This window comes from Thiosulfatimonas sediminis, from assembly GCF_011398355.1.
GTDB lineage: Bacteria > Pseudomonadota > Gammaproteobacteria > Thiomicrospirales > Thiomicrospiraceae > Thiomicrorhabdus > Thiomicrorhabdus sediminis_A.
Window position 1 is genome coordinate 708,889 of sequence record NZ_AP021889.1, and the last position, 15,194, is coordinate 724,082.

The 15,194-nt window shown below is 37.7% G+C and carries 18 protein-coding genes; all 18 read left to right on the forward strand.

Annotated elements, in window-relative coordinates; genetic code table 11:
- Positions 1-2: 2 nt before the first annotated feature.
- Positions 3-923, forward strand: coding sequence for a glycosyltransferase family 2 protein (locus tag HRR27_RS03225; RefSeq protein WP_173270840.1), 921 nt, complete (start codon positions 3-5; stop codon positions 921-923).
- A 40-nt stretch (positions 924-963) separates the two neighbouring features.
- Positions 964-1,992 (forward strand): EpsG family protein, encoded by a 1,029-nt coding sequence (locus HRR27_RS03230; RefSeq protein ID WP_173270842.1) that lies wholly within the window; start codon positions 964-966, stop codon positions 1,990-1,992.
- Positions 1,993-1,994: 2 nt separating this feature from the next.
- Positions 1,995-3,077: a glycosyltransferase family 4 protein gene (locus tag HRR27_RS03235; protein WP_173270844.1), complete on the forward strand. Its 1,083-nt coding sequence runs from the start codon at positions 1,995-1,997 to the stop codon at positions 3,075-3,077.
- On the forward strand, positions 3,070-4,062 hold the full coding sequence (locus HRR27_RS03240; protein ID WP_173270847.1) for an acyltransferase family protein: 993 nt from the start codon (positions 3,070-3,072) through the stop codon (positions 4,060-4,062). The genes HRR27_RS03235 and HRR27_RS03240 overlap by 8 nt, the downstream gene beginning before the upstream one ends.
- Positions 4,059-5,189, forward strand: coding sequence for a glycosyltransferase (locus HRR27_RS03245; RefSeq protein ID WP_173270849.1), 1,131 nt, complete (start codon positions 4,059-4,061; stop codon positions 5,187-5,189). The genes HRR27_RS03240 and HRR27_RS03245 overlap by 4 nt, the downstream gene beginning before the upstream one ends.
- On the forward strand, positions 5,186-6,325 hold the full coding sequence (locus HRR27_RS03250) for a glycosyltransferase family 4 protein (RefSeq protein WP_173270851.1): 1,140 nt from the start codon (positions 5,186-5,188) through the stop codon (positions 6,323-6,325). The genes HRR27_RS03245 and HRR27_RS03250 overlap by 4 nt, the downstream gene beginning before the upstream one ends.
- 45 nt (positions 6,326-6,370) lie before the next feature.
- The gene (locus HRR27_RS03255) at positions 6,371-8,332 is read left to right on the forward strand and encodes an acyltransferase family protein (RefSeq protein WP_173270853.1); all 1,962 of its coding nucleotides are present in this window, start codon (positions 6,371-6,373) and stop codon (positions 8,330-8,332) included.
- Entirely contained in the window at positions 8,329-9,321 is a 993-nt protein-coding gene (locus HRR27_RS03260; protein WP_243830873.1) for a UDP-glucose 4-epimerase family protein, read from the forward strand. The genes HRR27_RS03255 and HRR27_RS03260 overlap by 4 nt, the downstream gene beginning before the upstream one ends.
- A complete protein-coding gene (locus HRR27_RS03265; RefSeq protein ID WP_173270855.1) occupies positions 9,318-9,869 on the forward strand; it encodes a sugar transferase in 552 nt (183 codons plus the stop codon). Before HRR27_RS03260 ends, HRR27_RS03265 begins: the two co-directional genes overlap by 4 nt.
- 22 nt (positions 9,870-9,891) lie before the next feature.
- Positions 9,892-9,984 carry an NAD-dependent epimerase/dehydratase family protein gene (locus tag HRR27_RS03270; protein WP_173269051.1) on the forward strand — a complete coding sequence of 31 codons (93 nt, stop codon included), beginning with the start codon at positions 9,892-9,894 and terminating at the stop codon, positions 9,982-9,984.
- 184 nt (positions 9,985-10,168) lie between these two features.
- Entirely contained in the window at positions 10,169-10,420 is a 252-nt protein-coding gene (locus tag HRR27_RS03275; protein ID WP_173270857.1) for a helix-turn-helix domain-containing protein, read from the forward strand.
- The gene (locus HRR27_RS03280; protein WP_173270860.1) at positions 10,413-11,579 is read left to right on the forward strand and encodes a type II toxin-antitoxin system HipA family toxin; all 1,167 of its coding nucleotides are present in this window, start codon (positions 10,413-10,415) and stop codon (positions 11,577-11,579) included. The genes HRR27_RS03275 and HRR27_RS03280 overlap by 8 nt, the downstream gene beginning before the upstream one ends.
- Positions 11,576-12,637: a UDP-glucose 4-epimerase GalE gene (galE, locus tag HRR27_RS03285; RefSeq protein WP_173270862.1), complete on the forward strand. Its 1,062-nt coding sequence runs from the start codon at positions 11,576-11,578 to the stop codon at positions 12,635-12,637. Before HRR27_RS03280 ends, galE begins: the two co-directional genes overlap by 4 nt.
- A gap of 50 nt (positions 12,638-12,687) precedes the next feature.
- Positions 12,688-13,095 carry a nucleotidyltransferase substrate binding protein gene (locus HRR27_RS03290; RefSeq protein ID WP_197905430.1) on the forward strand — a complete coding sequence of 136 codons (408 nt, stop codon included), beginning with the start codon at positions 12,688-12,690 and terminating at the stop codon, positions 13,093-13,095.
- Positions 13,095-13,403 carry a nucleotidyltransferase domain-containing protein gene (locus tag HRR27_RS03295; protein ID WP_173270864.1) on the forward strand — a complete coding sequence of 103 codons (309 nt, stop codon included), beginning with the start codon at positions 13,095-13,097 and terminating at the stop codon, positions 13,401-13,403. The genes HRR27_RS03290 and HRR27_RS03295 overlap by 1 nt, the downstream gene beginning before the upstream one ends.
- 45 nt (positions 13,404-13,448) lie before the next feature.
- Entirely contained in the window at positions 13,449-13,625 is a 177-nt protein-coding gene (locus HRR27_RS12955; RefSeq protein ID WP_173270866.1) for a sugar transferase, read from the forward strand.
- Complete coding sequence (locus HRR27_RS03305) at positions 13,619-14,671, forward strand: AAA family ATPase (protein ID WP_173270869.1); 1,053 nt, start codon at positions 13,619-13,621, stop codon at positions 14,669-14,671. The genes HRR27_RS12955 and HRR27_RS03305 overlap by 7 nt, the downstream gene beginning before the upstream one ends.
- A 2-nt stretch (positions 14,672-14,673) precedes the next feature.
- Complete coding sequence (locus HRR27_RS03310; RefSeq protein ID WP_197905431.1) at positions 14,674-15,192, forward strand: cysteine--tRNA ligase; 519 nt, start codon at positions 14,674-14,676, stop codon at positions 15,190-15,192.
- The last annotated feature ends 2 nt before the right edge of the window (positions 15,193-15,194 follow it).

Below are 15,194 nucleotides of genomic sequence, written 5' to 3' on the forward strand. Positions count from 1 at the left end.
TAATGCTAACTAGTATGAAGCCTGATAAAAAACTTGTCACTGTTATAGTCCCAACCTATGGACGAAGTAATGAATTATCGAATGCTATACAGAGTGTTCTGAAACAAACGTATAGAAATATAGAGTTAATCATTGTCGATGATAATAGCTGCATCAAAAATCGAAATGCAGTAAAAAGTGTCGTTAGTTCTTTTGCAAACGACAGAGATATTATTTACTTAGGTGATGGTATCAATCGTGGTGGTGCTGGCGCCAGAAACTTAGGGTTAGATATAGCTAAGGGTGAATATGTAACGTTTTTAGATGATGATGATTTTTTTTCTGAAAATAAAATTGAAAAGCAAGTGCAGCACATTGAAAAAAATAATTTAGATGTATCAGTTTGTGATATGAATTTTTCTCAAAATGGAAAGTTTCTGGATGTAAGTAATTGTTATGCAAGAGTAAATTCATTAAAAGATTTCATAATTAACGGCAATTGTTATACGCCAATGATTTTAGCAAGAAAAGATGTATTAAAAACCGTAAACGGTTTTACAAAAACGCCCAGATTTCAAGATCATCTTTTAATGCTTAAAATTTTGGCAAAAGAATATAAGGTTGGTCATATAAAAGAAAAGCTTTTTACACATAGTAACCATAACGGGATGAGAATAACTTATAGCTCAGGCTCTGCTATCGGTTTTAAAAAAAAGTTTGACGAGGAATCTAAGTATTTAAAGTTGCTTAATTCTGGAGAGTTACAACAATATCAATTTTCAAAGAATTTAGTTGAGATGAAAATTTTAAGATCAACAAGAAGTTTTTTAGACTTGGCGAAATTAACATCTAAGTCTTTTTGTAATATAAGAAGTTTTAATCAATTTTATGCTTATGTTAAATGTTTAATTAGAAATGTTTTTTTTCCTAATAGGCATTTTTAGAGTTTCTAGAGATTGGTTAAGAATCATTTAGGTTGGTTAAGTGAGTGCATATTTTTTTGTTTTTTTCTTAAATGTTTTTGCTGGGTTACTCTGGAATAAAAGTCGTTTAGGTAATGTCGTTTTGTTATCAATAATGATTGTCTTCATGACGTTGTTTATTGGTTTGAAATATGAAGTGGGAACCGATCACGGAAATTATTTAGGTCTCTTTTATCGTTTTATGATGGACGCAGAATTTGATTTGTTGTTCCCAGAGTATGGCTATTATTTAATTAATAGATTCTCAGGGGCGGTAGGCCTTGATTTGCAATTTGTTTATTTTATTTGTGGTGCTCTGATGTCTTACTTTACTTATCGTGCAGCACAGGTAATCGATATAAATCCTTTTTATTTCTTCGCAATTATTTTCCCATTTCACATTGTTATGTTAGGTATAAGCGGTGTACGTCAAGGTGTTGCTGAAAGCATTTTTATTTTTGCATTCTCTTTGTTAATTTTGACGAAATACAGGAAATATATCTTATTTTTATTAATTGCAATGGGTTTTCATTTGTCTGCGCTGTTTTTTGTATTTCTTCGTTACATAACGGTAAAAAAACGTTGGTTAATCTTATTTGCCTTTGTATCAATACCACTAATGATTTACTTATATGAGTTCCGTTATGCACACTATGCAGATACAACGCTCTACAATCAAGGCGCCTATCTTCGTGTTGGGTTTTTAGTGGGCGTATCGTTTGTATTTCTATTACTCTCTAAAGTATTAGTCGTAGCTCCAAATAATCTTGAACATAGTCGTTTTTTTAATTTTTTTATTTATTCGCCAGTTGTATTGTTTTTACTGATTCCTCTTTCATCAACATTGATTGATCGGATTTCGTACTATTTTATTTTGGCTGAAGTTATCTATTTCATGTATTTTTTTAGGTTATACAGCAATCGAATGAGTTACAAGGTCGGGTTGACTTCCATTTTGTTGGCTTCATTCATCAGTCTTGTTGCTTTTGCTTTTTTTGGAAATAATGCTGAAAACTACCAATACAACAATATTATTTTCGAGATGTTTTAGTTATGAAGCATATTGCTTTTTTTATTTCTGATATTTCAAGCACTGGTGGCACTGAAAGGATTTCTTTTTTAGTTGCAAATTATTTGCAGAACTTGGGCTATAAAGTTAGTTTTCTCACTCTGAATAAAAAGAATAACGAACTTTTTTTTCCGTTAAATGAAAATATAAATATTCATTTAATCAGAGAGCAAAAAAAATCACATTTTGGTGATTTATTGAAAATTAGGCGAGTATTCAAAAAAAATAATTTTGATGTCGTTATTGATGTGGATTCAGTTCTTACTCCATATACTTTTCTATCAAAATTTGGTTTAAAAAAAACCAAGCATATTGTCTGGGAACATTTTAATGCAGCAATTAATTTAGGCATAAAGCGGCGTGACCTTGGACGTTACCTTGGGGCAAGATATGCAGATAGATGTGTTGTCTTAACACAAGAAGATAAGCAACAGTGGCAGTCGAAATTTAGCGCTGAAAATGTCACAGTTATTTACAATCCGGTTACAACTCAATATTCTGAATTTCCTATTTTATTTAAGCCTGGAAAAAAGAAAATTATCTTAGGTGTTGGGCGTCTTGCAGAACAAAAAGGCTTTGATTTATTATTAAAATCTTGGTGTGAATTGTCGCCAAGTATTAGAGCGCAAGCTGTTCTACATATTGCTGGTGATGGAGTTGATAAGCAAAAATTAGTAGATTATGTTGCACATCATAATCTAGAGAGTAACGTTAAATTCTTGGGCCATTGTTCAAATATCACTGAAATTTATAAAAATTCTTATGCTTATGTTTTAAGTTCAAGATTTGAAGGATTTGTATTAAGTTTACTTGAGGCAATGGCATCAGGCTTGCCTGTTGTTTCCTATGATTGTCCATGCGGCCCTAAAGAATTGTTATCAACCGAATATGGGCTTTTAGTTGAAAAAAATAATGTTTCAGCTTTGGCGGCTGCATTAGAAAAAATCATTACAGAAACAGACCTTCGTGATCAGTTTGCTTTGAAAGCTTTTGAACGAAGCTTTGATTTTACCCCTGATGCTATTTTGCCTCAATGGAGTAAGTTGCTGGGTGAATTATATGAATAAAGTTCACTCTATTCAGCTTCTAAGGGGGGTGGCATCACTCTTAGTTCTAATTGTACACGCGTTCTATAAAGAGGAAGTTTATGGTGAAGGCCAGTTAGGTCGCTTTCTTTATGGAAATATTGGCGTTGATATATTTTTTATCATTTCTGGTTTTGTCATGCTTTATACCCTCAATTCTAACAAAAGTGCGAGCCAGTTTTTAATCAAACGTGCAATTCGGATTCTCCCTGTCTATTGGGCGACCCTTTCTATTGTGATAGTGGTTTATTTATTGTTTCCAAGCATGGTCAATGGTGGCCGTGAAAGTAGTGTTGTGGGGTCAATTTTTCTTATCCCAATGGATGCATTATTTTTAAACCAAAATGCGTGGACGTTAACATTTGAATTCATTTTTTATTTTGTCTTCGCTACTGTTTTTATCTTTAATGGCCAGTTTCGAGTATGGGGGGTGGTCGTTATTCTTATCGCTTTGGTTATAATTGGCCAAATTTATACATTTGACTTAGCTTTATTGCGTGCTTTGACTTCATCGTTATTAATTGAATTTCTATATGGTTTTGTTTTGTATGCTTTTTTTATGAAGTTCAATGATGCACAAAAAATAGCTCTTATACTGATACTGTTTTTAGCGGTTTTTTTGTTGCAATTTGTTGAAGTTCCTAGCGAATATAGAATGATTTCTTTAGGTATTCCTGCCTTATTTATCTGTACTATCGTGGTTTATCTTGAAAAGTATATTGCTAGATTTTTCTGGCGTATTTCTGATTTTTTTGGTGATATTTCTTATTCGCTATATCTAGTGCATCCAATGACATTATTCGCTTCAGCCGTGGTGTTAAGTTATTTAGGGATAAGTGACCCATTTATTTTTTTGCTAGCCCTTTTAATAACGTCAATTTTTGCAGGATGGTTCACATTTACATATATCGAACAGCCGCTAACTAAAAAATTACAAATAACTTACTCAGAGTATCGTAAACGATGAAAATATTACATGTCATTTCAGGTTTAGATGATGGTGGCGCAGAAGCTGTTTTATACAGACTAGTTCAGTTTGATTCTACACCATGTATTCACACAGTGGTTTCCCTAGCTGATGGCGGAAAATATGCTTCATTATTACAGGAATTAGGCGTTAAAGTAGTTTGTCTTGATATGAAAAACTCGAGATTTAAGTTTTATGCTTTATTTAAGCTTTATCGTTTTATTCGTATTCTCAAGCCTAATGCTATTCAAACTTGGATGTTTCATGGCGATCTAATTGGTGGGATTGTTGGACGTTTGGCGGGTGTTAGAAATATCACTTGGGGCGTTCACCACACGACTCTGGTTAAAGGTGAGTCTAAACGGTCAACGATTTTGATTGCAAAAATTAATGCTTTTATATCTAAATTTGTTCCTAGAAACATTATCTACTGTGCTGAAAAGTCCCGAGAAGTTCAAGAGTCTATTGGATTTAAAAAATCGATTGGGCATGTGGTTAGTAATGGTTATCGAGTGGATGATTATTCGCCGAATACTGGAATCGGTTCGCAATTCAGGAATGAAATAAATGTTGATCCGCAGACTTTTTTGATTGGTCATGTCGGACGTTATGACCCCCAAAAAGATCAAAAGAATTTGTTAGATGCTTTAGGGATGCTTAAAGCAAAAGGTTTGGACTTTAATGCAGTTATCGTTGGAACGAATTTAGACAATAATAACCAAACTTTATTAGACCTCGTTGATCTAAATGATTTGATCAATAATGTGCAATTATTGGGAAGACGTAATGATATTCCCGCTGTGATGAATGGCATTGATTTATTTGTATTATCTTCTGCTTTCGGTGAAGCCTTTCCAAATGTTCTCAATGAAGCGATGGCCTGTGGAACACCTTGTGTTACAACCAATGTAGGCGATTCTAGTGTGATTGTAGGTAATACTGGCTGGATTGTTGGACCAAGGAACGCAAAACAATTAGCGGATGCGATAGAGAACGCATATTTTGAGAGATTGAATGATTCTGAAAAGTGGCAAGACCGTAAGCAAAAAGCACGAGAGCGAATTGTTGAAAATTTCAGTATTGATAAGATGGTAGCCAATTACCATAGCGTGTGGCGTGGTTTATGAAAGTTTGCTTAATATCTCAAAATGTTTCACCTGGTATTTTAATTTTTCGTAAAGATTTTATCCGCTATTTGGTTTTGCAGGGCCACCAAGTTTTTGCCTTTGCAATAGATTACACTATGGATACAGAACAAATGGTAAGAGATTTAGGAGCTATTCCAGTTTCTTATCAGCTTAATAAAACTGGAATGAACCCCTTTTTAGACATACGTGATACCTATCTGCTGAAGCAAGAAATAATGAAAATTTCACCAGATGTTGTTTTTAGCTTTTTTGTAAAACCGTCAATTTATGGTTCGATTGCCGCTTGGTTCGCTGGTGTTCCACGAATAATTGCTATGCTTGAAGGCTTAGGATATATCCATACTCCAACAAGCAGGGGAGTATCTTTTAAAAAACAATTTTTAAAACGAGTCCATGGAGCTTTATGTACTTTGGGATACGCCTTTGCAGATAAGGTCTTATTTTTAAATTCAGATGATCCCAAAGACTTATCTAGTGTAGCGCTGCTAAGTAAAAAAAAACTTGATGTCTTAGGGCCGATTGGTTTGGATTTGGATTATTTTCAATACTCTAAACCGGATTTAAATAAACCAGTTAGATTTATTTTTATTGCTCGTCTTTTAGCCGAAAAAGGTATCTTTCAGTATCTGTCTGCAGCCAGAATTGTCAAACGCGATTATCCAAATTCAGAATTTGTTGTTTTAGGTGGGCTTGATCCAGATAACCCTGCGGCCTTATCTAAATCAGAGCTCGATAAAGTAATTCAAGAGGGAATCATTATTTATCCGGGTCATGTAAATAACGTCAAGGAATGGATAGATCAATCACACGTATTTGTGTTGCCATCTTTTTATCGTGAAGGCGTTCCACGTTCAACCCAAGAGGCTATGGCGATTGGTCGTGCAATTATTACTACCGATGTGCCAGGCTGTCGTGAAACTGTTGTAGAGGGTGTTAATGGTTTTATGGTACCTCCGTGGGATGCGGAATGTTTGGCAGATAAAATGGTTTATCTGATTAAAAATCCAGATGAAATTATTCGGATGGGTGAGAGTAGCTACCAAATGGCCCATGAAAATTTTGATGTAAAAAAAATCAACCCTGAATTGGCTAAAAAAGTTTTAGGTAGTTTATAAAGTTGTTAATTCACTTATTGATTAATATAGGTACTGTGTTTTTATATGAGTTTACACCTTCCTTCTCCCGTTAAGTTTCGTGAAGACATAAATGGTCTGCGTGCATGGGCTGTCATCGCCGTTCTATTGTTTCACTTTCAACTGATTGGCTTGCCGGGCGGTTTTGTTGGGGTTGATATTTTTTTTGTAATTTCAGGGTATTTGATGACTGCTATTATTGTTGGTGGTTATGAAAAAGGTAATTTTTCCATACTGAAATTTTACATGGCTCGTGTTAGAAGGATTCTCCCTGCGTTATTAGTGTTAATTTTTGTACTTCTCGTAATAGGTTGGTTTTGGTTATATACATCTGATTATCAAGAGCTCGGAGCACAATCACTCTATGGAATGAGTTTCTTGTCTAACCTGTATTATTGGCGTACTGCAGGCTATTTTGGAGCAGATGCTGAGGAAAAGTGGTTATTACATATTTGGTCACTGGCTGTGGAAGCTCAGTTTTATGTTCTTTATCCGCTTTTTATCGCAATTATTTGGAAGTTTTGGAGAAGTGTCAAAGTAGTATTGGTTTGGGTAATGTTGCTTTTTACAATTTCCCTGTTCACCAATATCATTTTGGTTGAAAAAATGCCTTCTGCTGTTTTCTATTTATTACCAACAAGAGGTTGGGAGTTAGCTGCCGGTGCTATCGTTTTTTTAATTACAAAGATGCATAGATTTAATCATAGTAATTTAAAAACTTTTTATTGGTTTGGTTGGTTACTTATCGGTGTAAGTTTTTTCTTGATCAATGAGAGTATGCCATGGCCTGGGTATTGGGCAGTTATTCCAGTACTCGGTACAAGTTTAATTATTTTTGCCAATAATCAAGGTGGTGCGTTGACTGCAAATCCTGTTGCACAGTGGCTTGGAGATCGTTCCTATTCATTGTATTTATGGCATTGGCCTCTTGTAGTCGCCTTATACTTCGCAAGCCTGCAAAATAGTTGGTTTTGGGTAATTAGCTTTTTCACTTTAAGCTTTTTGTTGGCCCATATATCCTATCAACTTATTGAAAAGCCTACTCGTGGTTATTTAAGTAAGTCAACTTTCAGGAAAGAGTTTTTGGTTATCGTTTTAATCACGGCTTTGTTATCGTTATTTGCTTGGACAATAAAAGAAAAATCCTTTTCTGGTCGGTTTGAAAGTGTAATAGAAACTGAAATTGAAAATATTACGAATAATAAGCAATTAATGATGCCATCCGTTGAGAATGGTTACTGTTTTTATAATTATCAAGACAATACCAAATTAGAGTTTGGTGGTAATAATTTGAATTGTTCTGTTGGCAGCCAAAATGAAAAAAGTAAAAAGACATTGTTATTTGGTGATTCATATGCGGGCCATTATGATCCTTTTTGGGATGTTATTGGAAAAGAACTCGATTTGAATATTCATTCTGTTTCTTCAAACTGGTGTTTTCCAAGTACGGAAGAGTCCTTTACTGGAAGAATACCTAGTCGCGCTTTCTCGCAATGTTTATTTATAAGGCAGTGGTTGTCGGAACAGATAAATAATACCGACATACTCATTCTGAGTGCTGACTATGTTGATGTAGCAAACAAAGGTTACTTAAATGAAATATTTCGGTTAGCAGAACTTTTTGCAAAAAATGGCACTAAGGTAGTGATAATGCCATCTCCAAAAATTTATGATCAAAATATTCTTAAGCAATTTATTAGAGGTAAGGTTTTTTACGAAAAACCGTCTGAACAAGTTGTTTTTTCTAAAAAGGATCAAAGTGCTATTGAAATAAATAAAAAACTTTCTCATTTAGCTAAAGGGAATAACAATATTTTCTTTATTGAAAGGTCAATGCTATTTAATGGTAAAGATTTTGCGAATGAAGAGTTGCCATTCAGTTACGATGGCGGTCACATCAGTATTTACGGAGCTATAAAAGCATCTGAAATTTTTAAAGCCAATGATGGGATTAAAAAACTTGAATTGTTCTTAGGTTTTACAGAATGAAAAAAATGAAAGTTATCTTGACAGGTTCTACGGGCTTTGTAGGTGCTTCAGTGTTAAAAAAATTAGAGGAAAGTGAACATCATGTTGATTGTTTGGTTAGAAGTCAGCAAGCATCACTTTCTGTTAGTTGCTCTACCGTAGTGGCAGATTTGACGCATCTTTCTGATGCTAATTCCTTAGAGCCTCTTCTTTCTTCTTTGGCTGATTGTGATGTTGTCGTGCATTGTGCTGCCCGGGCTCATATTATGAAAGATGAGGCGGTTGACCCTCTGGATGAGTATCGGCGTGTAAACCGCGATGCGACTCTGATGTTAGCGCAGATGGCGGCAGAACAAGGTGTAAAAAGATTTGTGTTTGTTAGTTCAATTAAGGTAAATGGGGAATTTTCTCAACCGAATCAACGTTTTATACCTGATGTGATTGCTGCTCCTACAGATCCTTATGGCTTATCAAAGTACGAAGCAGAGCAAGGTTTGAAAAAAATTTCTGATGAGACTGGAATGGAAGTTGTGATCATTCGGCCGCCATTGGTTTATGGTCCTGGTGTAAAAGGAAATTTTGCTTCAATGATTCGTTGGGTCAAAAAAGGTGTCCCTTTACCGCTTGGGCTGGTTAAAAATTTTCGCTCTTTAGTGGCAGTAGAGAATCTTGCTGACTTTATTTCTCTATGTGCTAATCGTCATAAATCACCTAAAGCCGCTAATGAAGTATTTTTAATTTCCGACGGTGAAGATATTTCTACTTCTGATCTGTTGCGCAAAGTGGCTAAAGCCTATGGTGTTAAAGCGCGTTTATTACCCATTCCAGTAGGTTTAATGAAATTTTTCGCTCAGTTGTTCGGTAAGGGGTCTGTGGCTGATCGTTTGTTTGGGAATCTGCAGGTTGATAGTACTAAAGCCAGAGACTTATTAGGTTGGGTGCCTGTAATCTCGATGGATGATCAGTTGCAAAAAATAGTCAATTTTGAAAAAGAAAAGGGTGAGAAGTGATTCGGTTATTAGATTTTATTTTTGCCTTTACTGGTTTGGTTTTGGGCTTTCCAATTTTGATGCTCTTATTTGTCATTGGTTTGTTTGATACTGGCTCCCCGCTGTTTTTCCAAAAGCGTGTCGGTCGCAATCAAAAGCCGTTTACACTCGTTAAATTTAGAACGATGAGTAAGGATACCGCTTCAGTGGCAACACATTTGGCTAGCTCTGCTTCAATCACAAAATTTGGTAGTTTTTTACGAAAAACCAAGTTGGATGAATTGCCACAACTTTGGAACGTTTTAAAAGGTGAAATGAGTTTAGTGGGGCCAAGACCAGGATTGTTTAATCAACAGGAATTGCTCGAACAGCGTGAAAGATATGGTGTTTATAAGGTGCGTCCTGGAATTACCGGTTTAGCTCAAGTTAGTGAAATCGATATGTCTACACCAGAGCTACTCGCTCAAACGGATGCGAAGATGATTGCCTCTTTAACTTTGCGTGATTATTTTAAATATATTCTGCAAACCGTCACTGGGAAAGGCTCTGGTGACAGAGTAAAAAATTGAATTTGTATTCGAAGGATTGTTTATGGTTTGTGTTTTAGTCACTGGTGGCGCGGGTTATATCGGTTCGCACACCTGTATTGAGTTATTGAGTTATCGAGTGAATCCCGTCATTTAGTGTTATTGAACATCCTGAGAAGATTGAACCGATGGGGCTGGCTTCGCGCAAAATGGCAGAAGATAAATTTGATGTGCATAAGGTGAATGCACGAATGTTAGAAATTATGGGACCTTAGTTTTTTTGTTTAAAATGCTGTACAATTTGTTTTTAAGATATTTTTTTGTAGGGTATTTTAATCAATATGATGTTTCAAGAGTTAGGCGTCTTTATTCAACAAGCACGCAAAGAACAAGGTATTCGTCAGCAGCAGATGGCGGATGATTTAGGCATTGCGCGTGCGACCTTAAGCGGTTTTGAAACCGGGCGCGTGGCCGATATTGGTCTGCGTAAGGTAATGCTTATGTTGGCTTATCTAAACTACGAACTTGAGCCTAAGCGTCAGAGTGATTTGCCAACGTTTGAATCCTTAAGAAGTGAGCAATCTCATGAATGAGCTTTGCGTCTGGGTCAGTAAGAAGCCTTCAGGCACTCTATCGAGAGAGCAGGGCGAATATCTTTTTAATTATTCAAGTCTGTCAGCAAGCGATGCGGTTTCTCTGACGATGCCAGTGCGTAATAAGAGTTATGTCTCGGAGTCGCTTTTTCCGATTTTTGAGATGCATTTGCCTGAAGGCTATTTGCTGGCGGTGATTAAAAAACATTTTTCTAAGCTAACCGCCACTGATGATTTTGGATTGCTGAGTTTGTTGTCAGATAAGGTGGTTGGACGCCTGTCTTATGCAGAAGAAGTCACGCAGGAAAACGCTTTATCGCTGGATGAAATTCTGCATTCCGCAGAGGAAAATTTGTTTAGTAGTCTTGTGGAGCGGTTTGCTTTGTCTTCGCCTGTGAGCGGGGTTCAGCCTAAAGTGTTGGCTTTGCTTCAGGATAAAGCCACTTTGCAGTTTTCACATTATATCGTGAAGTCTTGGGGCACCGATTATCCGGATTTGGCGTTAAATGAATGGCTGTGTATGAAAACTTTGGAGCAGGCTGGGCTTGATGTTCCTGAGTTTTATCTGTCCGATGATGAGGCCTGTTTTGTGATGAAGCGTTTTGATATCACCGAACAGGGTGATTACTTGGGCTTTGAGGATTTCTGTGTCTTGCAGGCGAAGCCGCGCGATGAGAAATATACCGGCAGCTATGAGCAATTAGCCAAGGGTATCGCCATTTTTGTCAGCCCAAAATATCGAAAAAAAGCGCTTTATGATTATTTTAAAGCCATGGTTTTAAATCAGTGGTTACAAAATGGGGATGCGCATTTAAAGAACTTTGGTGTGGTGTATTCGTCCGCTACGGATATTCGTTTGGCCCCGATTTATGATGTGGTTTCGACCACTGCTTATATTAAAGAAGATATTCAGGCCTTGACTCTGTTGGGAAGTAAACGCTGGCGTGGACAAAAACATTTGGAGCGATTTGCGATAGAGCATTGTCAGCTGACATTAAAGCAAGCAAAAGAAGCGATGCAACAGTGCTTTGAAGCAATGAACTGGCTAAATGATGAGGTGGACGCCTTGCAGGATAAGGTGGCAAAAAATACGTCTAAAGAGGCTCTGCTACGGCATTTTAAAGCGTTAATTACTCGTGTATTAAAGGATGTGGAATGATTTTAGTAACAGGTGGTGCGGGTTATATTGGTACCCATACTTGTGTTGAGCTTTTGGAAAGTGGCCAAGATGTTTTGGTGTTGGATAACCTCAGCAACAGTTCTATCACTTCACTTGAGCGTGTTGCTGGAATTGTGAATGTTGATTTATCCATTTTGAATGAAAGTGAATTACTTTGCTTGGCTCGCAATGACGAGAGATTGGTTTTTGTTGAGGGTGATATTCGTAATCAATCCTTATTGCGAACGCTTTTTGAGCAGTTTGAGATTGATTCGGTGATTCATTTTGCTGGCTTAAAAGCAGTGGGTGAGAGTGTTGAAAAGCCGTTGATGTATTACGACAACAATGTTTCTGGAACGGTTGCTTTGTTGGAAGTGATGGCTGAGAAAAATTGTAAAAACATAGTGTTTAGTTCATCTGCAACCGTCTATGGAGATCCGGCCTCTGTACCGATTTCAGAAGACTTTCCGTTATCGACAACTAATCCGTATGGTGCGTCTAAATTGATGGTGGAAAATATTCTGCGTGATTTGTCTATCAGTGATGATGCTTGGTCGATTGCATTATTGCGTTATTTCAATCCTGTGGGCGCGCACGAATCTGGTTTGATTGGTGAAGACCCCAATGGCATTCCCAATAACCTGATGCCTTTTGTGGCGCAAGTGGCGGTGGGTAAGCGTGAACAGTTGAGTGTATTTGGTGATGATTACGATACCCATGATGGCACGGGTGTGCGGGATTATATTCATGTGGTGGATTTAGCCAAAGGGCATTTAAAAGCGCTGGATGCTTTGGAAAAGCAATCGGGCGTTTTAACCGTTAATTTGGGGACGGGGCAGGGCTATTCGGTCTTGGATATGGTTAAAGCCTTTGAAAAAGCCTCTGGTCGTGCTGTGTCTTATCAAATTGTGCCTCGCCGTCCGGGTGACGTAGCGAAGTGTTATGCCAATCCCGATTATGCCTTTAACACGTTGGGCTGGCGTGCTGAATTTGGAATTGAAAGAATGTGTGCCGATGCGTGGCGCTGGCAATCGCAAAATCCGAATGGTTATGCTTAATTTTGATTTGGGTTCTGGTATTGTTTTTAATTTATGAATGATGAAGTGAAATGATGAGTGAAGATATTCGTTGGCAACAGCGCTTTGAGAATTATTTGAAGGCCTTAGGTCAGTTGCAATCGGCTTTATCTTTGTATGATGAAACGGCTGAGGCATTGATTAAAGAAGGCATTTTGCAGCGTTTTGAGTTTACCCATGAGCTTGCTTGGAAAGTCATGAAAGACTTCTTGGAGTATGAGGGGCATCAAGGAATTACAGGTTCTCGATCTGCTTGCCGATTGGCATTTAATGTTGGGTTAGTGTCAGATGGTCAGATTTGGATGGATATGATTGAGAGTCGCAACCGAACGGTTCATACCTACGATGAGCGAGTTTTGGAGCAAGAATTCGCTAAAGTTCAAAATCGCTATGCGATTGCATTTTCTCAATTTGCGCATACTATGCAGGGTATTCAATAATGTTTGGTTTGCCAGACGTTACCTTTGCGAGGATGCGGGAAGTTTTTGCACGTTATCCAAGTATTGAAAAAGTTGTTATTTATGGTTCACGAGCAAAAGGTAATTTTCGTCCTGGATCAGATATTGATTTGACGTTGATCGGTAAAGAATTGGATGATTCTGTATTAAGTCATATTTCGACGGATTTAGATGATTTGAATATGCCCTATATGTTGGACGTGTCTTTATTTGAACAAATAGTTTCAGAGGCGTTGCTGCAACACATTGATCGGGTCGGCAAGGTTTTTTATCAACGAGATTTCGATTGAAGCGCTTACGATCATTTTTAAGTTCAATTTTGGATAAGACTGTTTATGAAACGACTCTTTGATTTGACTTTGATATTTTTAAGCTTGCCATTGTTATTGCCGGTATTTGTAGTGGTGGCGGTTTTGGTTCGTCAAAAATTGGGTTCACCGATTTTCTTTACCCAGACCTGGCCAGGAAAGAATGCAAAGTTGTTGAGTCCAATGAGGGTTGAGATATGTTAGAAAAATTTGCAATCCAAAATTTAACCGTTTTTGCTGATGCACATTTAAAGTTCTCACCGGGTTTGAATGTCATTATTGGAGAAAATGGTTGCGGTAAGTCTCATATTCTTAAGTCGGCTTATGCGGTGATTGCAGCGAGTGCGGAAGAGGGGCGCAAGCCGATGACTGTGTCACCGACCAAAACCGCTTTACAAAAAGCGTATGCTGACAAACTTATTAATGTGATGCGCCCTGAAAGTCTTGGACGTTTGGCACGCCGCAAGCAAGGACGTGAGCGTTGCGAACTGAGTTTAACTTTTGCTGATTCCAGTTTGGATTGCTCAATGGGGTTTGCCACATCAAGCAAGTCAGAAGTGCAGATAGATCATTTGAATCAAACTTGGCAAACGAAAGCACCTGTTTTTTTGCCCACCCGTGAATTGTTGACGTTGTATCCAGGTTTTGTATCCATTTACGATAATCATTATTTGGAGTTTGATGAAACTTATCGTGATGCATGTTTGTTATTGGGTGCACCGGCTTTAAAAGGGCCAAGAGAAAAGCAGGCTTCGAAACTGTTAAAGCCGCTTGAAGAGGCTATGGGTGGTCGCGTGGTTTTGGATGCTAATGGGCGTTTTTATCTGTCGCTACCCGGCACGGGAAAAATGGAAATGCCGTTGGTTGCTGAAGGATTACGAAAATTGGCAATGTTAGCACGTTTAATTGCTACGGGATCTTTGTTGGATAAGGGATATTTGTTTTGGGATGAACCGGAAACCAATTTAAATCCGAAGTTGGTTAAGTTGGTGGCGCGAGTAATTTTGCATCTGTGTGATAACGGGATACAGGTGTTTATTGCCTCGCATTCACTATTTTTATTGCGTGAGCTCGAGATTTTATCTCAGCAGAAAGAATTTAAAAAAATTCCTCAACGCTATTTTGCTTTGACGGCCAGTGATGATGGTGTTGTTGTAGAGCAGGGGGATTCGGTAGAAGATTTGCAAACCTTGGTGATATTGGATGAGGAGCTGGCGCAATCGGATCGTTTTATGGATTTGGAGGCTTGAGAATGGCGATTGCGACTAGGCTGACTGAGGGACGCTTAACTTTTCAATTTAGTGGTGATGCTGATAGCGCGACAAAGTACGATGATTGGTTATTTTATCGCAACCAATTTAATTCTGCCTTTGGTGGCACCAAAGCGGTAGATATAGTTTTTGTAGACGCGTCTCAAACTTGGTTGATTGAGGTTAAGGATTATCGCGCTCACCGTCGGACCAAAACGATTGATTTGGGCGAGGAAGTCGCGTTAAAAGTGCGGGATACTTTGGGAGGTTTAGCGGCGGCTAAATCGAACGCGACAGATGCGGATGAAAAACGCTTTGCACGTAAGGCTTTGGCAAAGCATCGCTTTCGAGTCGTTTTGCATATTGAGCAATCACTTAAAAAGTCAAAACTTTTCCCCAAAGCGGTTGATGTATCAAAGGTTCAGCTAAAGTTAAAGCAATGGTTAAAAGCTTTGGATGCGCATCCAAGTGTAGTCGATAAAACCAGCTTAAAAGCAACGATGCCTTGGACGGTGGTGTAAAA

Coding starts and splice junctions, on each gene's coding strand:
- HRR27_RS03225 (WP_173270840.1), top strand. CDS start 3: ATGCTAACTAGTATGAAGCCTGATAAAAAACTTGTCACTGTTATAGTC.
- HRR27_RS03235 (WP_173270844.1), top strand. CDS start 1,995: ATGAAGCATATTGCTTTTTTTATTTCTGATATTTCAAGCACTGGTGGC.
- HRR27_RS03240 (WP_173270847.1), top strand. CDS start 3,070: ATGAATAAAGTTCACTCTATTCAGCTTCTAAGGGGGGTGGCATCACTC.
- HRR27_RS03245 (WP_173270849.1), top strand. CDS start 4,059: ATGAAAATATTACATGTCATTTCAGGTTTAGATGATGGTGGCGCAGAA.
- HRR27_RS03250 (WP_173270851.1), top strand. CDS start 5,186: ATGAAAGTTTGCTTAATATCTCAAAATGTTTCACCTGGTATTTTAATT.
- HRR27_RS03255 (WP_173270853.1), top strand. CDS start 6,371: ATGAGTTTACACCTTCCTTCTCCCGTTAAGTTTCGTGAAGACATAAAT.
- HRR27_RS03260 (WP_243830873.1), top strand. CDS start 8,329: ATGAAAAAAATGAAAGTTATCTTGACAGGTTCTACGGGCTTTGTAGGT.
- HRR27_RS03270 (WP_173269051.1), top strand. CDS start 9,892: ATGGTTTGTGTTTTAGTCACTGGTGGCGCGGGTTATATCGGTTCGCAC.
- HRR27_RS03275 (WP_173270857.1), top strand. CDS start 10,169: ATGATGTTTCAAGAGTTAGGCGTCTTTATTCAACAAGCACGCAAAGAA.
- HRR27_RS03280 (WP_173270860.1), top strand. CDS start 10,413: ATGAATGAGCTTTGCGTCTGGGTCAGTAAGAAGCCTTCAGGCACTCTA.
- galE (WP_173270862.1), top strand. CDS start 11,576: ATGATTTTAGTAACAGGTGGTGCGGGTTATATTGGTACCCATACTTGT.
- HRR27_RS03290 (WP_197905430.1), top strand. CDS start 12,688: ATGATGAGTGAAGATATTCGTTGGCAACAGCGCTTTGAGAATTATTTG.
- HRR27_RS03295 (WP_173270864.1), top strand. CDS start 13,095: ATGTTTGGTTTGCCAGACGTTACCTTTGCGAGGATGCGGGAAGTTTTT.
- HRR27_RS12955 (WP_173270866.1), top strand. CDS start 13,449: ATGAAACGACTCTTTGATTTGACTTTGATATTTTTAAGCTTGCCATTG.
- HRR27_RS03305 (WP_173270869.1), top strand. CDS start 13,619: ATGTTAGAAAAATTTGCAATCCAAAATTTAACCGTTTTTGCTGATGCA.
- HRR27_RS03310 (WP_197905431.1), top strand. CDS start 14,674: ATGGCGATTGCGACTAGGCTGACTGAGGGACGCTTAACTTTTCAATTT.